Annotated in this window: 14 protein-coding genes and 1 pseudogene; 3 read left to right on the plus strand and 12 right to left on the minus strand. The window is 41.4% G+C overall.

What is annotated here, in order from left to right:
• Positions 1–274: 274 nt before the first annotated feature.
• Positions 275–430 (plus strand): annotated as a pseudogene (locus CWB75_RS03430) (S41 family peptidase); the annotation flags it as partial.
• A 127-nt stretch (positions 431–557) separates the two neighbouring features.
• On the opposite strand, the gene CWB75_RS03435 reads toward CWB75_RS03430, so the two are convergent.
• From CWB75_RS03435 to CWB75_RS03480, 10 genes are all read right to left on the minus strand, one after another.
• Positions 558–3,551 carry a TonB-dependent receptor gene (locus CWB75_RS03435; RefSeq protein WP_109875146.1) on the minus strand — a complete coding sequence of 998 codons (2,994 nt, stop codon included), beginning with the start codon at positions 3,549–3,551 and terminating at the stop codon, positions 558–560.
• A gap of 74 nt (positions 3,552–3,625) precedes the next feature.
• Entirely contained in the window at positions 3,626–6,283 is a 2,658-nt protein-coding gene (locus CWB75_RS03440; protein ID WP_010389276.1) for a glycoside hydrolase family 16 protein, read from the minus strand.
• Positions 6,284–6,554: 271 nt separating this feature from the next.
• Positions 6,555–7,343: a sterol desaturase family protein gene (locus tag CWB75_RS03445; protein ID WP_138569908.1), complete on the minus strand. Its 789-nt coding sequence runs from the start codon at positions 7,341–7,343 to the stop codon at positions 6,555–6,557.
• Positions 7,333–7,980 (minus strand): CDP-alcohol phosphatidyltransferase family protein, encoded by a 648-nt coding sequence (locus CWB75_RS03450; RefSeq protein ID WP_010389273.1) that lies wholly within the window; start codon positions 7,978–7,980, stop codon positions 7,333–7,335. The genes CWB75_RS03445 and CWB75_RS03450 overlap by 11 nt, the downstream gene beginning before the upstream one ends.
• Positions 7,970–8,623: an ATP-binding cassette domain-containing protein gene (locus CWB75_RS03455; RefSeq protein ID WP_138569909.1), complete on the minus strand. Its 654-nt coding sequence runs from the start codon at positions 8,621–8,623 to the stop codon at positions 7,970–7,972. Before CWB75_RS03455 ends, CWB75_RS03450 begins: the two co-directional genes overlap by 11 nt.
• Before the next feature lie 24 nt (positions 8,624–8,647).
• On the minus strand, positions 8,648–10,366 hold the full coding sequence (locus CWB75_RS03460; protein ID WP_138569910.1) for an ABC transporter permease: 1,719 nt from the start codon (positions 10,364–10,366) through the stop codon (positions 8,648–8,650).
• Positions 10,363–11,625, minus strand: a complete 1,263-nt coding sequence (locus CWB75_RS03465; RefSeq protein WP_138569911.1) for an ABC transporter substrate-binding protein — start codon at positions 11,623–11,625, stop codon at positions 10,363–10,365. The genes CWB75_RS03460 and CWB75_RS03465 overlap by 4 nt, the downstream gene beginning before the upstream one ends.
• On the minus strand, positions 11,612–12,418 hold the full coding sequence (locus CWB75_RS03470; protein ID WP_010389267.1) for a DUF547 domain-containing protein: 807 nt from the start codon (positions 12,416–12,418) through the stop codon (positions 11,612–11,614). The genes CWB75_RS03465 and CWB75_RS03470 overlap by 14 nt, the downstream gene beginning before the upstream one ends.
• A 1-nt stretch (position 12,419) precedes the next feature.
• Positions 12,420–14,573 carry a dihydrolipoyl dehydrogenase family protein gene (locus CWB75_RS03475; RefSeq protein WP_138569912.1) on the minus strand — a complete coding sequence of 718 codons (2,154 nt, stop codon included), beginning with the start codon at positions 14,571–14,573 and terminating at the stop codon, positions 12,420–12,422.
• Positions 14,574–14,590: 17 nt separating this feature from the next.
• Positions 14,591–16,942, minus strand: coding sequence for a TonB-dependent receptor (locus CWB75_RS03480; RefSeq protein WP_138569913.1), 2,352 nt, complete (start codon positions 16,940–16,942; stop codon positions 14,591–14,593).
• A 235-nt stretch (positions 16,943–17,177) separates the two neighbouring features.
• On the opposite strand from CWB75_RS03480, the gene CWB75_RS03485 reads away from it, so the two are divergent.
• Positions 17,178–17,591, plus strand: coding sequence for a hypothetical protein (locus CWB75_RS03485; protein WP_054201343.1), 414 nt, complete (start codon positions 17,178–17,180; stop codon positions 17,589–17,591).
• A 345-nt stretch (positions 17,592–17,936) separates the two neighbouring features.
• On the opposite strand, the gene CWB75_RS03490 is transcribed toward CWB75_RS03485, so the two are convergent.
• Together CWB75_RS03490 and CWB75_RS03495 are read right to left on the minus strand one after the other, a co-directional pair.
• Positions 17,937–19,604 carry an RluA family pseudouridine synthase gene (locus tag CWB75_RS03490; protein ID WP_138569914.1) on the minus strand — a complete coding sequence of 556 codons (1,668 nt, stop codon included), beginning with the start codon at positions 19,602–19,604 and terminating at the stop codon, positions 17,937–17,939.
• A gap of 136 nt (positions 19,605–19,740) precedes the next feature.
• On the minus strand, positions 19,741–21,789 hold the full coding sequence (locus tag CWB75_RS03495; protein ID WP_138569915.1) for a S9 family peptidase: 2,049 nt from the start codon (positions 21,787–21,789) through the stop codon (positions 19,741–19,743).
• Positions 21,790–22,015: 226 nt separating this feature from the next.
• On the opposite strand from CWB75_RS03495, the gene CWB75_RS03500 reads away from it, so the two are divergent.
• The gene (locus tag CWB75_RS03500; RefSeq protein WP_138569916.1) at positions 22,016–22,522 is read left to right on the plus strand and encodes a TetR/AcrR family transcriptional regulator; all 507 of its coding nucleotides are present in this window, start codon (positions 22,016–22,018) and stop codon (positions 22,520–22,522) included.
• Positions 22,523–22,531 lie beyond the last annotated feature (9 nt).

A 22,531-nucleotide genomic window follows, 5' to 3' on the forward strand; every position in this document is an offset into this window, starting at 1 on the left:
TTTAGAATTTTTACACGGAAATAAAATAAAACCCTTAGATACAACAACTATTCAAAGATCAAACAAAAAAACATAGGAACAATACATTTACAGATGAGAATTAGTTAATCTTTTAGCGTTTGTAGAGCCGACTTTTAAATAAAACTTAAGTGGGCCTAATGATTCAAAAAAATAATTAACAATGATATTAAGATATTCGATTTTACATCTAAGAGTCGTAAACCAAACCAAAGCGATAGCACGGTGCCAGAGAATGACTTTAAAACACAGGTTTTCGTTATTTGGCGCGCCAAGCAGTGCTGATTCATTGTATATGGATGTTCGATTAGCTGAGTTACCCTCAGGGTTAGGTAAAGTGATTATCCCCAATAAAGTGTATGTGGATAGAGCAAGAGGAAAGGGCGATTACTACAAACCCGATATTGCCTAAAACGATATTGATTGGACAACCGATAAGCTATTAGAAAAAATTAAACAGTTATAAAAAAAGCCGCTCAATGAGCGGCTTTGACTTTTCAACTATAAGGGGTAATCAAAAACTGTATTTGGGCAATGTATTAATTGCCCATAGAGTATCTAACGCCAAAGGCATAACGAGGGCCGTATTGAGCCGCGCTTAAGAACTGACTTTCGAAACGGCTAAATGAACGCTCGGTTTCGTTGGTTAAGTTCACACCTTCAAAGAATACAGTTGTGCTTTCGTTAACTTCGTAGTTCACGCTAATATCCCACTGTAAGTACTCTTCTGCGTATTGTGGAGGAGCCGTAGCACCTGAGTCAGGTAAACCTTGCGCAATTAAGTACTCATCACGCCATGCACCAGTTATTTTAACTGACAAACCATCTTTTTCGTAAAAGCCTTGTATGTTTGCAGAGTCACTTAGGCCTGCCAATACCGCTTGAGAGGCAAGGTAGTAGTTATCGTACTCAACATCACCATCAACAACGGTGGCATTGAAGCCCGCACCAAAGCCCGAGTCGCCAAACAAGTGCTGAACAGCAAATTCAAAACCGTTTACTTTACGTGAACCAACGTTTTCAGGTGAATTGATGGTCCATTCAATCAGCGGATCAGTCGCTGGGTCTGGTAAGATACGGTTGTTTTCGCCAATACCCACACCATTAGCTACAATTTCATTGTAAATTGCAGTGTCAGTTGCTTGATCGCCACGACCTTCAATGGCGGCTACTGCGTTGTTCCAACGCTGACCTAAATACACATCGTGTAAGCCTTCAAATGTTGTTTTAACCTGGGTGTTATCAATCCAATTATCTACGTCTTTCCAAAATAGACCAATAGCAGCGTAGCTGCCTTCGCTGTAGTAATACTCAAGGCTTAAATCTAAGTTCGTTGATTTAAATGGTTCTAGGTTTGGATTACCACGGCTACCACTTCTTGAATTTAATTTAGGTGATGGTGTTAAAGCCAAGTTACCTAACATATCACCGAGTGTTGGTCTGGTGATTGTTTGACCCCATGAGGCGCGGGTTACTAGGTCATCCGTAAGATCGACTTTAATATCAATCATAGGAAGTAGTAAGTCGTATTGGCCTTCATAGTCTACTTCAACTAATTCGCCACCAGCGGCAAATTGAGTTAACCACTCTGAACCACCAGCCCAGTACACTTGTTCCGCTACACGGCTTTTAGCTGGGCTGACAATATCAGTTTCTTCATAACGAAGACCTAAATTTACAAATACTTCGTAGTCGCTAACGTCAAATACCCAATTACTAGAGAGATACACACTGATGGTTTCTTCTTCAACTTCGTTAGTTGGGAAGCCGTCAAAGCTACCAATTCGGTAATAATCACTGCCAATAACATCTTCGGTTAAGTAAGCGCTTTGGCGAGCAAATGCTTCATCAAGGTCATAAGTGTAAGCATAACCAGGGGCTACGCCGTTAGGACCAAATGAAAACTCATCAAGGAATCCGCTTAAATCAACTCTTTCGAACATCGCATCCGGAAAAATTTCAGCGAATGTACCGTTGTTAAAGCCTGGTGCATTGGCGTTATTAGAACCACCCCAACCACTAAGTGTTTGTTTAGTGTAAGCCGCACCAAATTTTACAGTCTCAAGACCAATATCTGTATAAGTAAATAGCTTACCATCTAATTGCACTTGAGAAACTTCTGACTCACCCGGTGTTCTGGTAAAAATACTGAAGTTAGAACCAATTTGATTTGGACTCACTTCTTGTGTGCCATTGTTCCAATTAATATTGAAACCGGGCACATCGCCTTCGCGGAAAAAGTATTCTTTAGTCGAGAGATCGGCTGAGCCCAAAATAATACGGGCATTAGAGTTCAAGCCTGGATCTTTACCGTTATCTGTAGTGGTTTTTGAAGTATGGGCATCAAAGTTAAAACTTAGATTGTCTGTTGCTAACCATTCAACATTAATACCAGTTGCTTTTGAGTCTACTTCTGAGGTTTCACGAAATGCAGTGAATGATGCGTCATCGCCAGCTGAGTTATAGTAAATAGCGGTGCCGTTTTCATCTAGCTCATAGGCATTACCATTGCCGCCAAACGACCCATTCCAAATACCCCACGATAACGAGTTATTACCCGTTGTTGCATTTGAGATTGTGTGATCTAGTGTAAACGTTAAGTTATCTGTTGGTGCAAACTGAAAAGTGGCTTGCGCGTTTAAACGTTCACGCTGAATGTCGTCTTTTGCAAAGCTGACTTCTTGTGGGAAGAAAGCGGCAGATACAAATTCACCACTCTCCCCAGCGTTAGGGTCGAAAAACTGCTTCGCTGGATTGCCATCAGCATCCATTGGGCGGTTATCAATTATGTTTTCAGCATCAACCGATAGGTTAGGGTTGACTAACCAAGAGCGCACATTGGCTGCTTGGCGCTGAAAATCACGACGGTGGTAAGAAAAGTTAGCTGAAAAACCAAACATTTCGTCAGCAAACGTGTTGCTGTAAATACCTGCTACTTCAGGAGTAACCTCATCACCTTCTTCTACCGATGTATCGTGAATACCTTTAGCCATTAATGAAAATCGTTGACCCGGCTTCTGTAGAGGTTTAGCGGTAACAATATTTACAGTTGCACCAAGGCCACCTGTTGGTGTATCTGCACGCGCTGTTTTCATAACTTCAAGTGAGCTTACACCCTCCGATGATAAGTTCTCAAAGTTAAATGAGCGTGTAAAGCCTGTGCCCGCCATTTGACGGCCGTTAAGTGTTACAAGGTTAAATGATGGGCCAAAACCACGTACGGTAATTTGGCTACCTTCACCGTTTGAACGACTCACCGATACACCGGTTATACGCTGTAGTGATTCAGCTAAGTTAGTATCTGGAAATTTACCCATTTCTTCAGCAGAAATGGCATCGACCACGCCTGATGCGTCACGTTTTACATCCATTGAACGAATGAGTGAGCCACGAATACCTTTTACTTCAATAACTTCTAGTTCAGGTTCGGCAGTATTTTCTTGCGCAGCGTAAGCGAAGTTAAATGTGCTTGCAGCGATGATAAGTGACACAGAAGCCGCTAGTGGGCTTTTTTTAAACTTATTTGTGTTCATAATTGCTCTGCTTTTACTTAATTTATTACGGTAAGTAGGTACTTGTAATTTAGTACCTACCACTGAATTAGGGTTTATGGGTTAGCGATAACTACGTTGTCTATACGGTAAACTGCACCTTCACCTGTTCCCCACGCTGGGAACATCATCAGTACATTGATGTCGCTAATGTCTAAACCTGCATCAAATAATGATTGCAACGTAAACGTGTATGTTTGCCACTGTCCAATAACAGGTACTTCACCTTCAACGCTTTGTGCAAGAGGAAGCTCTACCGCTGTTGCTGCACCTGTTGACTCAATTTTAAATGTCCATACTGAGTCAGGGTCATTTGGTGGTGTCACCATTTTCATTTCAAATTGCACAACACCATTGGCTAATATTGCTGATGCATCAAAAGAGATACCGTCGTCCGCTAAAAAGCCCATTACTGTTGGTGTAGCACCAATAACAAACTCAGCCACTGTGCCGTGATCAGCATCGTCAGTTTCTTCAGTCGGTGTAGAGCCACCACAACAGTCCCAAATACTCCACATATCTGCAGCAGTATCTTGGAAAATAGTGATTTCATCGCCTGCTGATGCACTAGGATCGTACATTTTAGCGTTATCAACACGGTAAACCGCACCTTCACCTGTGCCCCATGCTGGGAATATCATCACTACATCAATGGCACTAACATCTAAACCTGCGCCCGCTAAGTCAGCGAATGTAAAGGTATAAGTTTTCCACTCACCTACAACAGGTGCATCGCCAGCATCTGTTAATGGTAATTCTACTGCGGTATCACCCTCATTAGATTCAATTTTCATTAACCAAGTTGCATCTGGGTTATTTGGGTTTGACATCACTTTCACATCAAACTGTAGTACACCATTTTCTAAAATGCTGGTTGCATCAAATGGAGTGTCGCTACCACCAGCAGATGAACGAGTATTAAAGCCCATTACAGTGGGGGCTTCGCCAATAGTGAATTCTGCAGTTAAGCCGTGTTCTGCATCGTCCATAACTTCTGATGGAGTAGAGCCGCCACAACAATCCCACATCGGCCAATCTAAGTTTTGCTCGTCAGTAAATAAATCTACTGATGGTGATTCACCTACATCGCCTTCAATAGCCACATTGGTAATTAAATATTCAGCGCCTGCACCTGTTTGCCATGCTGGGAATACCATTAATACATCAATGGCACTTAAATCTAAGCCTCTTTCTTGTAGTAAAGAAAGTGGGAAGGTGTAAGTTTGCCATTGACCAGTAACAGGAGTAACACCTTCATTACTATCGCTAAGGGCTACATCGCCGGTATTAGGACCACCATCGCCCGCTTCGGCTTTCAATAGCCATGTAGTATCTGATGTTGGCGGGGTTACCACTTTCATATCAAAAGTTAGTCGACCATTTAGATCAAGAAGAAGTGATGCATCAAACGGAGATGAAGTGCCGGTAAAATCATCAGGGAAGTGACCGCCTCGAGTAGAAAACCCAAGCACAGTCCCGTTATTATCGTTAATGTTAAACTTAATTACATCGCCTTTGTCAGCGTCAGTAATTGTTTCAGGTGTTGTTCCACCACAACAATCCCATGCGATCCAGTTGGCATTTAAGCTGCCATCAAAAATATCAAGATTCTTTGCAACACCATCACTTGGCGGAGTAGGTACAGGGGCTTTACCTTCTACAAGTGCATCGTCTAGGCTATCGTAACCTGGACGTACTGTTTCACAACCTTTACCAGTGGCCGGATCTGAGGCACATTCGTACACACGAACATAATCAATCTCAAAGCTTTGACCTTCTGCAAATGCAGCTGCATCAATACCTAAATTGTTTACATTTTCAGGCCAATCGCCACCAACAGCATGGTTTAATATAAGGTAAAAGTCTTTATCAAATGGGGCATTATCCCAGTGAGTGGTAAGTTCGCCGTTACCTTGTTCAAAGTATTCAGCAAACCAACCTTTATGTTTAAGACCAACAGGCTCATCTTTAGAGTTGTAACGTACTTCAGAGCGACGTTGTGTAGCGTATAAATAGCCGTCTACGTACCAGCGAATTTCTCCCTCTTGCCATTCGATTGCATAAGTATGAAAGTCATCTGCTGGGTTCATACCTTCAGGTAAGGCATAAGCTTTGCCTGAACTTGAGTTATTTGGCCACTCACGACCATAGTGAAGTGTGCCATGAATATTTGCTTCAACGGTGCCATCTTCAGCGACTGTTTTTAAATTAACCGCTTCTAAAATATCAATTTCGCCAGATCGCGGCCAAGTGCCATATACTTCATCGGTTGGCATCATCCAAAATGCGGGCCAGCTACCTTGACCAGAAGGCAACTTTGCACGCATTTCAAAACGGCCATAAGTAAAGTCGGCGTTGTAGCGGGTGTTTAAACGGGCTGACGTGTATGGTTTTTCTGCACCTTCTTCTGCAGGTAAGGCGACTATATTTAGTACACCGTCTTTAATGAAGGCATTTTCCTCACTGTCGGTGTAACATTGTTTTTCGTTGTTACCACCGCCAGCGCAGTTTAATTCAAAGTTCCACTTGTTAGTATCAATACTAGTGCTGTCAAACTCATCGCTCCATACCATACGCCAGTCTGAGACTGGTTCAGTAGGGTTTACTTTTTCAATATCGGTAGTAGTGGTCGCTGCGTCACCACCACAACCCGCCAAAGATGCTAATGAAATAGCAGCCAAAAGGCGAGTAATGCGTGTTGTTTCAATGTTCATAACTGAACCCCGTTCAACTGATTATTGTCAGAATATAGTGTATTTGTTGATTTTTTCATTTTTGTAAGCGCTTACATTTTTCTGTGTGGTAAATGTAAGCGCTTACAAATAATATGGGGGATTCTCAACTGGGTCAAGAATTTGTTTAAATAATTTACAACTGGTTTACTTTTAGCGGGGTGTTTTTGTTAACAGGAACGGTTAAACGCCTAAGTAATGTTATAAATAGAGGTTTAAAAGGTGTACATGGATGTTTTCATTAGCTGTATTGCTATTTTTTAAATGGCATTATTAACAATTGCCACAAGGATGAATTTTGTTTGGGGTTTGGGTATTGGCTTAAACCAAGTGCAATATTTTTATCAGGCTGACTTGCCTGTGATTTATAGCTGCCAAAAAGTCTATCCCACCAAGTTACACTAAAGCCAAAGTTACTGTTTGTTTCTTCGGGGTTTTGGCTATGATGAATACGATGCAGTACTTGAGTTACAAGCACTAAACGCAGCGGCTTTTCAATAGAGTTGGGTAAACGAATATTCGCATGATTAAACAGTGCTAACCCATTGAGTGCAATTTCAAATATTAATACTGCAATAGCAGGTACACCCAAAGCGGTAACGGCAATCAATTTTATAAGTATGCTGAGTACAATTTCAATAGGATGAAATCGCAGACCGGTACTGGTATCAATATGTGCATCAGCGTGGTGTACGCGGTGCAAACGCCACAAAATAGGCACCTGATGAAAAAGCCGATGCTGCCAGTAAATAATTAAATCAAGCAAAAGTAAGCTGAGTATCACTGCAATGAGTGGTGAGACATTGAGTTGATTAAATAGCCCAATTCCATGCTGCTGATAATAAGCAGCAACCGCAGTTAATCCAACCGGCACTGTAAAGCGTGCAAGCAGGGTAGAAGTAAAGGTTAATCCAAAATTAGCAAACCAGCGTGACCTATTTTTAATAGTTGATTGGCGTGCAGGCTTTTGCCATTCAAGCAGCATCATTATTGCTAGTACGCTAAAAAAGAAGCCTAGCCGCCAATATACTTCATGACTCATGGTTTACCTCGTTGAGTGCGGTTTCTTGCTGTTTTAAGGTGTAATAACCTCCATATATACGGGTGAAAATAGTTATCGCGCAGGCTATAGCAAATAAAACAGCAAGAATTGAAAAATACTGCGGCCAAATACAAAAGGCAATAAATAAGGCAATGGTTTCTGTGCCTTCGGTTAAGCCATTTAAGTAGTAAAAACTTTTGTATTTAAATTGCGGTTTATCGAGTTTAAATTTTTCAGCGGCTATAGCAAAAGCTAAAAAGCTTGAGCCGGTGCCTATAAAAGTCACAAGCAATAGTGACCCAGCAAGTGCATTTTGCTCAGGGTTGGTTAAAATAAATGCAAAAGGAATAAGCGCATAAAATAAAAAATCCAGAGTAATGTCTAAATATCCCCCAGCGCTTGAACTGCTCTGAGCATAACGCGCGAGTGCGCCATCAAGACCATCAAAAATGCGGTTAATACAAATTACAGCTAATGCGCCATACCAATATTCAAAAATAATTAGTGGCACAGCTAGTAAGCCAATTAAAAAACCTATTAAGGTTAATTGATCGGCACTCACTCCTTTTTTGTGCAGCTGTTTTACGCACGGAATAAGCACCGGTTTTATAAGTGGGGTAATAAATTTATCTAACATTTATATCACTTTGTACGTTTAGATTGATGATTTTGCCATTTGTGGCTATTGCGTCACTTTCATCATGGGTGACCATAATGGCGGGTAACTGATATTCCCTAATTTGTGAAAACACCAGCTGACGGGTTTCAATACGTAATTGCTGATCAAGCTTACTAAAGGGTTCATCGAGTAAAATCGCTTTGGGTTTACTCAGTAATAGTCGCAGTAAAGCAACACGGGCTTGCTGCCCACCGGAGAGAGTGTCTGGATGGCGCTTGGCCATGCCTTTTAGCCCAACGTGTGTAAGTGCTTCATCTATTTGCTGTTGGCGTTGTTTTTTATCCATTTTTGGCATGGCAAAGCTAATATTACCGCCAACAGATAGATGCGAGAATAGTAATGGGTCTTGATATAGCACAGCAACATGGCGTAAATGGCTGGGCAAGGAACTAATATTAGTATTATTTAGCCACACCTCGCCAGTCGCATTAAAACCCGGAGGTAATGCGCCAGTAAGCCAATTTAATAAGCTAGATTTACCGCTCCCTGATGGCCCCATAATAGTAAGAATTTCACCACCTTTAACCTGTTCATTCAAGCTCAGTAACAACTCGTTTTGACGATAAAGCTGACAATTTTTAATTTGTAATGATGACTGCATTAAACGCCCTTTGATGTATTCATATTATGCTTGCTTGTTATTAAAAACATACCTAGGTAGTCCCCATGCCAGTATAAAGCCGAGAAGAGGTAAGCCCATTTGCAGTATTGCATACACAGCACTGGTTCGCCTACTTGCACCATTGGCAAGTGTTACGGCTTCGGTGGTTATGGTGGCTATTCGGCCACCCCCTGCTAACTGGGTTGATAAATACTGGCCAAAACTTATTGCCAACCCCAGCGCCATCGCAATTAAAATAGGCGCAAATAGTTGTGGCAATTTAACTTGTATAAACACCTTCCATGGGCTTGAGCCTAAGCTTGCAGCAACACGCGCTAATCTTGGGTCTAAACGCCTGTAACTATCGGCAATAGATAAAAAAACATAGGGTAAAACAAACAGCAAGTGTACAAATATCACATTAAAAAAAGCATGCTGACTATTTAGCAATTGCTGTAGCCACACAATACCAAATAAAAAGGCGATACTGGGTACCAACAACGGCAGGTATATAATTAACAGTGCCCACTTCGCCAAAGGTTTAGCCGTGATTTGCTCTGCTTCTAAACATAGTAACACCAAAATAGTGGCAAAACCTGAGCTAACCACGCCAACCACTAAGGTATTAAATAAAGGAGTGTGAATGTGTGTAAAGGCATTTTCAAAGTGTAGTAATACCAAACTTGAAGGTAAGGTATCCGGAAAACGCCAATAGCCAGCTACTGACCAAAGTACTAATCCAATTAACGCAGCTGCAATGAAGACTAAAATTACGCAAGTGACGATATAAGTAAAAGCACGAACAAGTTGGTGAGCATAATGGCGTCGGCCGTTGATGAGTGACTGACTAAAAATCATGGCACTGATTTTTTCAAGCAATAGCCAAATTAGCAGTAGTCCAACAGTGATCGCTAATTGTAACAGAGCACCCGCTGAGGCCTTTATGCGCAGGGTTAAATCTACATCGTTAAACCAATGCATGATAGCAACGGCTAAAGTAGGGGGCGTATTTGGCCCAAGTATCAGTGGCATCTCTACGCTCGCACTAGCATAAGCAAGTACTGCAAAAATGGGCAAACGTAACAGTGGGTATAAATTAGGTAGCACCACTTTAAAAAATGCCACCATGGGGTAATAACCTAAATTAATGGCAATTTGATGCTGCATTCGTAGCTTTTTGCCAAGTTCAGGCTGCGCTAAAATACCCAATGCAATGAGTAATAAAAAAGGCAGCTCTTTAAGTACAAGCCCAATAATAATGCTCCAGCCAAAAGCGTCATAAGGTAATGAGCCCTCAGGAGCTAATTGCCAGTGCGTTAACCAAGGCGAAAATAAGCGCGTAAATAATCCCGATGGCGCGATTAAAAAACTGACCGCAATTGCTGCTGCAGCGTGGGGAATAACCAGTATGGGACTCAACACGTATTCAATTCGTTTTAGCCATACACTATTAAAAAATGCAGCCAGCATAATAATCATGAGCGCAAACGCTATTAATGTACTAATTAGTCCAGTGCGTATGCTCAGGCCTATCATTTGTGAAAGCCCCGGTGTATCCCATAAAACATTAAACCCAGCCAAACTCATGTTGGTTTTATTCAAGGCAGGCGCCCAGCCAAAGGCAGGCAACATTACCCCCATTAGGCCGCCTAATACAGGTATTATTAACAGTGCCAGCAAACAGTAAGGGGTTACTTTGACTAGGCGTGAGAATAAATCAGTTGAATGGAGTACCTTACTCATTGGCTTGCTCCATAACGGGTTTCCCAGCCAGTATTAATTGCCTCCACCCAGCTCGGATGTGGCTCACTGAGTGTACGTTTAACACTATTTAGAGGCAGTGCGCTAGGATGCGGCTGTACGGTTTTAAATAAGCCCTGCTGCTCTGCGCTTAAGCTGGTTTGAATTAATACCGTTTTGTCACCCCATATAGCAGTTTTTTGTTTATGCGCTTGCGCTGCGGGGCTTAATAAAAAGTCAGCCACTAATTGCGCACTTTGCTGGTGGCTTGCATTATAAGGAATAGCGACAAAGTGAGTGTTACTTAAGCTACCATCGGCCATTGCATAACTTCTTATACTTTTTGGTAAATCATAGCGCTTTACCGCAGCCGGTACTTCTGGTGCCGAAAAAGTAAAGCCAATACTAAGCTCGGTATCGTCTATTAAGCGGCGCATTTGTACACCGCTTTGCATGAAGTATTCGCCATTGCGCCACAGATTAGGGTGCAATTTATTTAGAAACGTCCACAACGGATCAAGTACTTGGGCTGTGTTTTTATCATTAGCTGGTTGATTTAGTTTTGCTTGTAGCATTGCATCGCTATGTTGGTGTAATACCACTAATGCATATTTTAAAAAGCTCATCCCTAAAAAGTCAGGGGGTTTGGGGTAACTAAATCGGCCTGGGTTTGCTTTACTCCAGCTCAATAACTTATTAAGGGTTTGAGGAGGAGAGCTCGTTGCTAGCGTATCGTAATAAAAAGTCAGTGATGCCTGCCCCCAAGGGGCTTCCATTCCTTGAGTGGGTAAACCAAAATCAAACAACACGCTGGGATTGTTTTCTGGGTTGGTGTAAATAAAATTAGGCAATTTATCAGCCCAGTCTTTTAGTAAAAGCCCGTGCTTACTCATAGCTGCAAAGTTAGCCCCATTGATCCAAATTAAATCGACACTGCCTTGAGTGTGATTATTTGCTGATTTTTCTGCGAGTACGCGGCTAACGGCCTCGCTGGTGTCGCTGAGCTTTACATGCACTAACTCAATGTTATATTTAGCTTTTACTTGCTCAGCCGCCCACTGAATATAGGCATTTATTTGCGCATCACCGCCCCAAGCATAAAAATATACGCTTTGGTCTTTACCTGAGCTTTCAACTTGCTGCCAACGGCTTTGTAATTGTGTATTTGCTAGGCTTTTAAAACTAAAAATAAGGCAAATACAAAACGCGACACAACATAAGCTGTATCGCGATAATGTTTGCCAAAATTTATTGGCGAGCATTTAAATCCCAGTTGTAGTCTAAAAACTTAACTTTCATATTGTTATTTTTAAGTGCTTTTTGCTGAGCGGGTGTCAGCTTTAGTGCTTTAGGGTATTGCATAAAAAACTGCTGTAGCGTATTTGCGCCTTTAAAGCCTTGTTCAAAATCATCGCCGTACCACTTAAATATTGAAGACATAGTTAGCGTGTTATCTTGCGCTATATTTCGAGTCATGTCTGATAAAAAACGCATCGTTTGCTCTTGCAATTGGCTTTCTAAATCAGTGGCTGTGTAGGCTTCTTCACGTAGTGCTGGGCAGCCAATACTGGCACAATTTACAGCAAAGTGAATACGTGGGTCGTTGTACTTACCACTGCCACGTATTAAACCATGTTCTATATCATCAAGGCTGCGAGTTTTATCAAGTAATGGCACAAACTCTTTGCTCCACGGTGAGCTAAAAAAACTGCCTAACTCTTTAATTGATTTAAGATCTGGGTATTTTGTTAATATCAGCTCAACAGTAAAGGCGTTATACGCGTTGATTAAAAACGCCAGCTGCTTAGGTTTTTCCCATGTATCAAACTCATTTTGCGTAACAGCCGATAACGAATCTAAATAAGCTTTAAGTTCGCTGCGCTTAGCTTTTATTGCTGAGTAATTAACCTCAGTGCTGTGACCATGATTAATAGCTACAACATGCTTGTTTAATAATGCATTCCAGCTGTCATGCATATTTTGAGCTTTGCTTGCAAACGATGTTGCAAGCAAAGCAGAACCTAATAATAGCGCTTTTAAAGGTGTTTTAAACATATTAGCCTCTGCGCCAGGCGTGGTATTTTTCCAGCAAGTTAAGTACCTTTTCAGGAGCATGAGCACGTTTCCATTCGCCCGCCACATATTTGTTACCTTCAGCCCATGTTGGGTAGCTGTGAATGGTGCCCAGTATTTTATTAAGTCCTAAACCGTGTTTCATGGCTAACACAAACTCAGCAATTAAATCGCCAGCGTGTTCAGATACCACAGTGACACCGAGGATTTTGTCTTTACCTTTAGGGGTGATCACTTTAATAAAACCATTGTTAGCGCTTTCGGTAATGGCGCGATCTAGCTCTTCAAATTCAAAGCGGGTGATTTCATAGTCTATGCCTTTTTCAATCGCTTCTTGTTCATTTATGCCCACCCGTGCTACTTCAGGGTCAATAAATGTGGTCCACGGAATGACACGGTAATCCACTTTAAACTTTTTAAGGTTACCAAATAAGCCATTTACTGCTGCGTACCAGCCCTGATGAGCAGCTACGTGTGTAAACTGATACGGGCCTACAATATCGCCCGCTGCAAAAATATTAGGATAGAGTGTTTCAAGGTATTCATTTGTGACTACAGTGCGGCTCGTTTCAATACCTAGTTCTTCAAGGCCGTAACCTTTAAGACGAGCGGTTCGGCCAACAGCACATAGTAGCTCATCATATTCAATATCGATTTCATTATCGTTATGTTTCACCACGAGGTACTTTTTACCCTCGCGTGCTTCACAGCGCAGCGCTTGGTGTGAGGTTAAAATGTTTACGCCGCTTTGCGTTAGCGCTTCGTGAGCAAATTTAGACACCTCTAAGTCTTCTTTGATCATAATGCGTTCAGCCATTTCAATTTGCGTAACGCTTGAGCCTAAACGGGCAAAACTTTGTGCAAGTTCGCTACCAATTGGACCACCGCCAAGTACAACAAGCTTTTTAGGGGCTTCTTCAAGCTCAGCAAATTTACTCCATAACGTATCACTGGTTACATAGCCGGTTTCTTCAATACCCGGAAGTGGCGGTACAAACGGGCGTGCGCCAGTGGCAATAACAATAGTGCGGGCAGTGAGTGTTTGCGTGCCGCCATCATTTAAGTTAATTTCCACCGTCCACGGGTCGATAAGTTTGGCGTAGCCTTTAATTACTTCTACGCCTAAGTTTGTGTAGCGCTCAACACTGTCGTGTGGGGCTATATCGGCAATCACTTGCTGTACACGTGCCATTATTTTTTTAAACGAAAACTGCGGTGTCGTGCTTTGTAGCCCATATTTTTCAGCTTGGCGCATTTGCTGGGCTACTTTTGCACTTTTAATAATAGCTTTACTAGGTACACAGCCAGTGTTTAAGCAGTCGCCGCCCATTTCGCCGGCTTCAATTAGGGTTACTTTGGCTTTAACCGCTGCTGCAATATAGCTTGTCACTAAGCCGCCCGCGCCCGCACCAATAACAATCATGTTGCGGTCGAACTTTTTAGGTTTAGTGTAGTTTTTATAAACACGGCGCTTTTTTATTGCATTTATTAGGCTTTTTGCAATTAACGGGAATACCCCTAATAACGCAAACGATAAAATTAAATCCAGCGATAAAATGCCCGATAAGCTCTCTATTTGCGCAAGTTGCGTACCTGCGTTTACAAATACAAAGGTACCCGCCAGCATCCCGATTTGGCTTACCCAGTAAAAAGTCCATGACTTAATAGCGGTTAAACCCATTAATAAATTAATTAAAAAGAACGGAAAAACAGGCACTAAGCGCAGCGTAAATAAGTAAAATGCGCCTTCTTTTTCAACCCCAGTATCTATAGCGGCTAAGCGTTCAGGAAAGCGTTTTTTTATGGTGTCGCGCAATAAATAACGTGACACTAAAAACGCCAACGTAGCACCAATGCTTGAGGCAAACGAGGCAACTAATAGCCCTTGAGCCAAACCAAATAAAGCACCTGCGGCTAGCGTTAAAATAGCTGCACCGGGCAGTGATAGCGCGGTCACTAATATATAAAGTAAAAAGAACCCTCCGATCACCAAAAGCGGTGATTGAGCTTTGTACTGATCAAATTGTGCCATTGATCCTTTTAGCCCGTCGAGGGTAAGAAGCTGGTTTAGATCATAAAAAAAGAATAAGCCGACACCTATCGCCGCCAGTAATAACAAACTTAGTTTTTTTAACATGTTATCTCTCAAACGGTTTAAAAGTTATGGGTAAGTGTGAGCTTAGCGTTAATTGGTAATTCTGGGAACGCGAGTGTCGCGCCAAAATAGCCACCTTCAAATACAGGACGCCAGTTTTGCTGATCGGTAATATTATTTACATCAAGCCTCAATTTAGTTGCAGAAGTAAACGCATAGCTGGTATTAACATTTAAGGTGTGCTGATCGCGAATGTATACGGTAGCCAAAAAATCCAATGGGTAGCTTTTAGTATACAGGGCAGAAAATCCAGCTTGCCACTGAGAAGTTATTGTATAGTTAGCATTTAAGCTTAATGATTGCTCTGGGATCCCTTGTACTTGACGGTTTGAGGGCGAAAAAGCTGTGTAACTTGGTGCGCCAATGCTGTTACCCGCAATAATATCGGGACGCGAATTATCAAACGCATCGGCTATTTGAGCTGAGTCTTGGCCTGTCGCAGAGTTATCATAACGGGCATCAATGTAACTGTAGCCTGCGCTTACCCAGTAAGGGTAAGCATCGTAAAATACTTGGCTTTCGAAACCGGTTGTACGAATGCCTGTATTGCTACCATCGCGATTACGTAAGCTGCGGCGTTGGCTAAATACAGCAGCATCTGCATACCAGTCGCTTTGTGTTGGCGCATATTTCACGCCAAACTCGACTAAAGTATTTTCCGTAGCAAAATTTTGTGCGCTAATTGTATTGTCACCACCAAACGTATTACCGCCGGCCATGCTGTTAGAGGTGGCTTCGTTATAACTTGCTGCCGCATAAGTGGTTAAATCGTCATTTACTGAGTAATTAACGCTCAGCTGCGCTGATTGCAGTGTATCGTTAATGCTATCACTAGCGGCTATTTGCCCTTGAGGTGCAATCGGGTCATTTGCTTCTACGTCATAGTAATCAACACGATAACCAGCACTAGTACGTAAGCTGTCAGTCCATTGTGAGTCTTGTTGAATGGCAATGCCGGTTTGCCAAGAGCGTGAGTCTGTCGTATCTGATAAATTAAAATCACCACTGCCATCATTGTTAATATCGTACTGACCACCAGGGGACACATATACACCGGGGCGTAGCTCTACCAAACGTGCCTTTTGTGCATCAGTTAATGGAATGCGGCGGTTTGAAAGTGGGCCGGTTAAATCAATAGGTGTGTCGGCTTCAGTAGTAAACTGGCTGTAACCCAATACTTTATTATAACGAACATCAACAGCGAATAAGGTTTGCTGCTCATCGCTCCATTGATACGTGAGTTCAGTGCGGTTTTGTGCGGTATCGGCGCCATCAATTATTTCAACAAAACTATTTTGTGCTATTTCTTCGCGCTGCAAATGTTGAAAGTAACTAATGTTTTTAATCGACATTACATCAGACAGTGCACGCTTATAAATACTGTGAACTAAATAAGTGGTTGCTTGATTGAGATTATCAGGATCGGTAAGCACACGGCTGGTATCTATTTTGACTTGTCCTGTAGGCGATATAATAGAGCCTGCGCCAGGAATTGTGCTGCCATTCGCTTGTAACCCTTGACCAGTAATATAAAGATTATGATCGATAAGCGCTTGGGTAGGGCGGTTTATACCAGCGTTATCGGTAAATTCTGTTTGGTACAGTTCAAAGTTAATGTCCCAACTGCTTTTATCATCCGGTAAAATTTTTAATGCCGCAAACAAGCTATCACTTTGTGTGGCTGAATAGTCATAATAACTACCCTGATCAATATGCTCATAGCTAACACGTAAGCCAATTTTATCCTCAACAATCGGTGCGTTGTAATCTACTTGGGCACTATACTTATCCCAACTGCCTGCAGACAACTTCACATTTCCTTTGCGCTGATCAGTTGACGCTGTTTTAGAGTGCAAGTTTACAAAGCCACCGTTACGTTGGCTTGAACCAAACAGCACAGGTGGTGCACCTTTAACTACGTCTATCTGTTCTATCGCATTAAACGACAACGGCACACCAAAACCATTATTACCCGCTTGGCGTCGAGTACCATCTTGAAATAACTCACCTAACTGGCCGCGGATCGTCGGTAAACTTGGTGCACCAAAACCACTTGCAGCGTATGTATTAGGACTTACTGCCAGAACATCGTGCAATGTTGTTATGTTAAGTTGCTCAATTAGCTCTTTAGAAATAGGGGTCACAGAGCGGGCTATGTCTTGCAAAGCCAAGTTGTCGCCAAAAGGGCCGTTTACTGTGGTGTTTTTAATAGAGAGGTTTTTAGATTTAAGCGCTTGACCTGCCACCTCAATTCGCTCAATGGGGTCAGAGCTAGTTGTTTCATTAGCCTGAGCAGCTAAAGCTACATTTAATAGGGGGGCGAGGGTTAAAGCTAAATACGTGTATTTCAAATCGTGTTTCTCTATTGTTATATGTTGACGTACACAAAAGACCAAGACAGATAAAAATATCTTTCAATCAATTGCTAATATTTTTATTTTTTATCTTAGCGCTTAAATAATAGTGCCTTTAAATAACTCAACTTAAGATCAGTTTAGGTTTAATTTTAATTAATTGAAAATAAAAATACGTTTATACGGTCTTACTTGCCAATTAGTTTATTTATATCTTTTTTAAGGAAATTTTATGACAGATTCGATCAATACAGATGTACAAACTCGTTTGCAATGGTCGCTTTTATCGCTGCGCTTAGGGGTGTTTATTGTGATGGTAATGTGGACACTGGATAAATTTGTAAATCCGGGGCATAGCGCCCGTATTTTTGAACATTTTTATGGGATCAGTGGCTCTACCGATACTATTGCTTATATTTTAGGTGCACTGCAATTATTATTAGTAATAGCATTTTTAGTCGGTTTTAAAAAACGTATTACTTACGGTGTTATTTTTATAATGCATGGACTATCAACGCTGTCTTCTTACAACCAGTACATTGATGGCTTTAATAATTTACTGTTTTTTGCAGCATGGCCTATGTGGGCTGCGTGTTTTGCGCTTTATTTATTACGCGATCAAGACGTAAAATTTACCGTTAAATAATAAGCAAAAAAAATGGTTATAAGCGTTAGCCTATAACCAATAAAGTACACAGGGAGTGTAGGAAGTTCTGTTGTACACAGTAAGCGCTTAGCAAGCCATTTACTGTGTGTGACTAAAAGCACTTATTGGTGCTTTTAGTTGCTTTAATAAATACGTACAATAATAAAAGCAAAGCTAATGCCAATTTTTAACAGTATGAATTTTATAGATTTTTATATTGTTTGGATTGTGGCTTTGCATAATGCAGGTAAATTTTTCTATATTGCAACGGTAAAAGTTACCTACTTTGCAATATGAAAAAATGGCACTGTTTTGGAATCCGATTCGACTAAAAGCAGCGCTGATTTAAAAATCAGCGGCTACTTCAAATTCTAATCGTTCATGACTAATAGGGTGGGTAAAAGCTAAATACTCGGCATGTAAATGTAGTCGGTCTGATTTTTCACCGTAGTGGGTATCGCCCACAATAGGTGTATTTAACCCTAAGTGGTGGGCACAGTGAACACGCAATTGATGAGTACGTCCTGTTTTAGGATAAAGTTGTAAGCGGGTGGTATTATTTTTACGTTCCAGTACCTGCCATGTTGTTAATGACGGCTTCCCCGTTTTGTAACACACCATTTGCCGTGGTTTATCATCAAAATCAAGCACTAAAGGTAACTCTATGCTACCACTATCAGCAGCAATGTTACCTGCCACTAAAGCAACATATCGTTTTTCTACACTACGCTCTATAAATTGCTTTTGCAGTGCTTTATGTACCCGTTTATTTAGCGCAATCATTAACAGCCCTGAAGTCGACATGTCTAATCGGTGCACAATAAGTGGCCCCGAAGCGTGTGGGAACTGAGTTTTGATTCGCATATATACCGAATCGTCAATATTAATGCCTGGCACAGATAAAAATTCAGCTGGTTTATTTACCACCAACAAATCATCGTCTTGATAAACAATCGTTAGGTCTTTACCCTGTGCAGGGTTGACCAAGAGCGGGTTGTCTTCAACATTTAACCCCTCTAGCATATGCCCTAAAATAGGCTGGCATTTGCTATAGCACGATGGGTAATAATGTAAATGATGTCTTATTGCCGACTTAGGCGGTGCGCCCCACCAAAATTCGGCCATAGCCAGGGGCTTTAAATTATGCTTATAAGCATATTGTAATAATTTTGGCGCGGCACAATCTCCCGCGCCTGAAGGCGGTGTGTGCTCGGGCAGTTTGGCAAAAATAGCATTCAAATCGGTCACTTCGCCGTTTGCATTTAAAAACTGGTATTGAGCGAATAGCTTTTTTTGTAAATTTTTAGAGAGTACTTTACGGCGTTTTTTTAATCCGTTAATTTCATCATCTATTTTTAGTTGTGCCTGTTCAAGCGCTGCAATGCGTGTTTGCCACTGTTGCTTTAATGCTTGTAGTTGTTTTTTCTCAACAATGCTCTGCCCAGCTAATTGGTTCTTCAGTTTTTCAAACTCATCATTATTGAGTTGTTCGCCGGCGGCTTGCCGTTGCTGTTTTCGCTGTTTTCGAGTTACTTGCATCGCTTGCTGCTTGGCGATAAGTTGTTGCTCATAGTGTTGGCGAGCAGTCACTAACTGTTGCTCAATTTGTTGATAATTATCACTGTTTTGCAAGGCTGTAATTTGCGCATTAATGTCGTTAATCACTTGGCTTTGCTGACTAAATTCTGCATCGTCAATATGTTTAAGTGCCACATTTGGCGCAAAATACAATTGCTCATCTATCCCCGCTATTTGCCCAGAGTAGGCGCTAATAAAGCCTAGCTGTTGCGACTTATCTTGAACGACCAATACGCCAAACATTTTACCGGCATCAATATCATCTGTATCTAAAATAGCTTTATCTAGCTTTTTTAACTGTAGTTGTAATTGTTTTGCAGCAGCCACAGCCAGTGGATGAGGTTTATAATAAAAGGGAAATGTAAACTGCTCAGGCAGTGCAAGGTTATCTATATTTTCATTAAAAGTAGTAAAGCAGCTAGCAGGGTTTGACATGGCAATAGTGTGATTAGCAGTTATCAGAATAATTAGTCAGAGTGTAACATAAGCAGCGCTTTGCCACTAAGCATGCCTGACATTACAAACAAAAAGGCCAACATATTTATGTTGGCCTTTGGTATTAAGCTAATACTTATTTGTTAGCGTCTTTCACTGCTTTTAATTTAGCGGCATGGTCAATTTCAAATGCAGGCATGTCTTTTTTGCCTTCCATTAAGTAGTTGTCCATCCAACGCATTAAACGCAAGCTGTAATCGTACTGTGCCGCTACTTTACGGTTACCATGGCCTTCGCCTGGGTAGTAAACAAGGCGAACATCTTTACCTTGCACTTTCATGTAACGGTAAAGTTCCATAGATTGTGCAGGGTGAACGCGAGGATCGTCTTTACCATGCATAATAAGCAGTGGCGTTTCAGATTGACCCGCCCAGTAAATTGGGCTGCGCTCTAGGTACCATTGCCATTTATCCCATGGGTATGAACGCGCATGAACTAGGTTCATTTCGTTTGAAATATCAGTAGTACCAAATTTAGATAGCTGATTAGTGACACCCACAAACATAACACTGGCAGCAAAGTGCTCGGTTAGCTTTGTTGCGCCCCACGCTGATGCATAACCGCCGTAAGAGCCACCGGTAATACCCACACGTTTAGTATCAACTAATCCCATATCAACAAGGTGATTTTTAAAATCAACTAAGTCGTCAAACTCTTTACCTGCGTAATCGTTTTGACCTAGTTTAGAGTAATCTACGCCTTTACCTGTTGAGCCACGGTAATTAGGGTAAAATACCGCGTAACCACGTGCAGCGCCCATTTGACCAGGACGCGAGTAGTTAGTTACCCAGCCGTTTTTATCATGACTTTCAGGGCCTCCATGTACCGACATAATTAGTGGGTAGCGTGTGCCTTTTTCATAATCGAGTGGGTAAACTAGTACACCATCAAGTTCTACACCGTCACGCGCTTTAAGCGTAATTGTTTCTTGTTTAGCAAAGCGTTTGTCGTTTAACCAGCTGTTTGAATCAGTTAAACGCTTTGCCTTGTTACTGCGCACAATAAAGACTTCGTTAGGGTGTTTTGCCGTGTTACCACGAAGTGCTAGGGTTTTATCTGAATCAGAAACACTTAGCTGTGAGGCAATAAATTTGCCCTCTTTTACTAGCTTCTTGTATTTGTTAGAGTCGGTTTTAATGCTCGCAACAAAACTTTCGGTGCCCACATTGGCAATAAAGTTAAGCGTGTTACGTTTATGCGACCATTCAAAGTCAACAACGTGGCCCATAAAGTTAGGTAACCATTCAGTGATTTCGGCGGTTTTAGTATCGGCAATAAATAAGCGGCCAGTTGCAGGGTCGTGCTTATCTTCAGCACCTAAAATAGCAATGTATTTACCGTCATGCGAAAGCTCGGCATCGCCTAGCTTTCCTTCAGTTTTAAACGATAAGGTGACTTTGTTGCTGGCAATATCAAACAAGTGCCACATCGATTTTGTGTATTTATCATCAATTAGTGCAGTAGGTTGAGTTTTAACCAGAAGCTTTTCACCATTCGCAGCCCAATTAACATCACTCACATAGTTATCAACATTGAGTGCGGTTGGAGTAAGTGGCTTGTCGGCTTTAGCTAAATCTACAATAAAAAGCTGCTTGTTTTTAAGGCCTTGCTCGTACACTTCTGCTTTAAAGCCAAGTTTTTTAAGTTCTTTTTCTGACTTATCAGCAGCTGGCATTGCTAAAATAGCGACTTGCTTGTTATCAGGGCTTAACTGATAGCTTGAAATAGATGTGTCTTTTAATGACATAACCGCTTGTGCTTGGCCGCCATCAACAGGTATTTGGTAAAGCGAAGTATATTTGTCGTCTTTTAATTTCGCTAAAAAGTAAATTGTTTTGCTGTCGTTTGACCATTGTAGGCTTTTAATATTAACTGAACCGGTAATAAAAGGGCGTTCAACACCTTTATCGTCAACAACGTAAAGCTCACTGTAATTACTACCATTTTCATCAACGTAAAGCGTGCGAGGTAACGAACGGGTAAATGCAACACTGTCGCCATCGGGGCTAACGGTTGTTTGTATTACCGATTTTACTTTTGGAATGTCCTCAACAGTAATTGCTGATTGCGCAAATGCAAGTGAGCTTGAAAGCCCAATTGCTATCGCTAAGCTAGATTTTAGCATTGTTATTTCCTTTGCTTTATTAGATTTCAGCCATTATAGCAAGGTGTTCTCAATATACTAAAAAATGCGATGATCTAACAAAAAACGCAGAGATATGAACTGTATAGGCTCAGTATTTGCCAGTTACTCAGTGTTTTTACCTTTGGACTGTAACTGATATATTGACATGGTAGAGTGAACGCTCTACTATTTATGTAGAGTGTTCATTCTACATTGGTATAAAAATATGCTTAAACAAGAAATAGCTGCAGCGTTAGAGGTTGCCTTTAGCCAGCATGGTTTTGCCGAACCAAGCGTAGCAAAGCTGCAAAAGCTCAGTGGTGTCAGCTTACGTACCCTTTATAAATATTATCCTTCAAAGCAAGCAATGATTATTGCTGCACTTGAGTATCGTCATACTCGTTATCTACATTTTTTACTAAAGGACTCACCCGGTGAAGGTGTACATGCGGTTTTACATATGTTTGATCAGCTTAAATTATGGATGCAGCAGTATGCACCTAATGGCTGTTTATCAATTAATGCATTGTCAGCATTTCCTGAAGACGAAGTAATTAGCAGCGCAGTGCAAAATCATAAAAATGAGGTTAAGCAATTGTTAGGTGAGCAAAGCTTAAATGCATCAATAGCGAGTAGTTTATTCTTATTGCATGAAGGAGTGTCGAGCGCATGGCCGGTAATAGGTGATGAGGCAGTACTAGCCGCAAAACAAAGTATCTTAAAATTAATTTAAAGGAGCAAA

This window comes from Pseudoalteromonas sp. S1608 (assembly GCF_005887265.1).
In the GTDB taxonomy this organism is placed as follows: domain Bacteria; phylum Pseudomonadota; class Gammaproteobacteria; order Enterobacterales; family Alteromonadaceae; genus Pseudoalteromonas; species Pseudoalteromonas undina.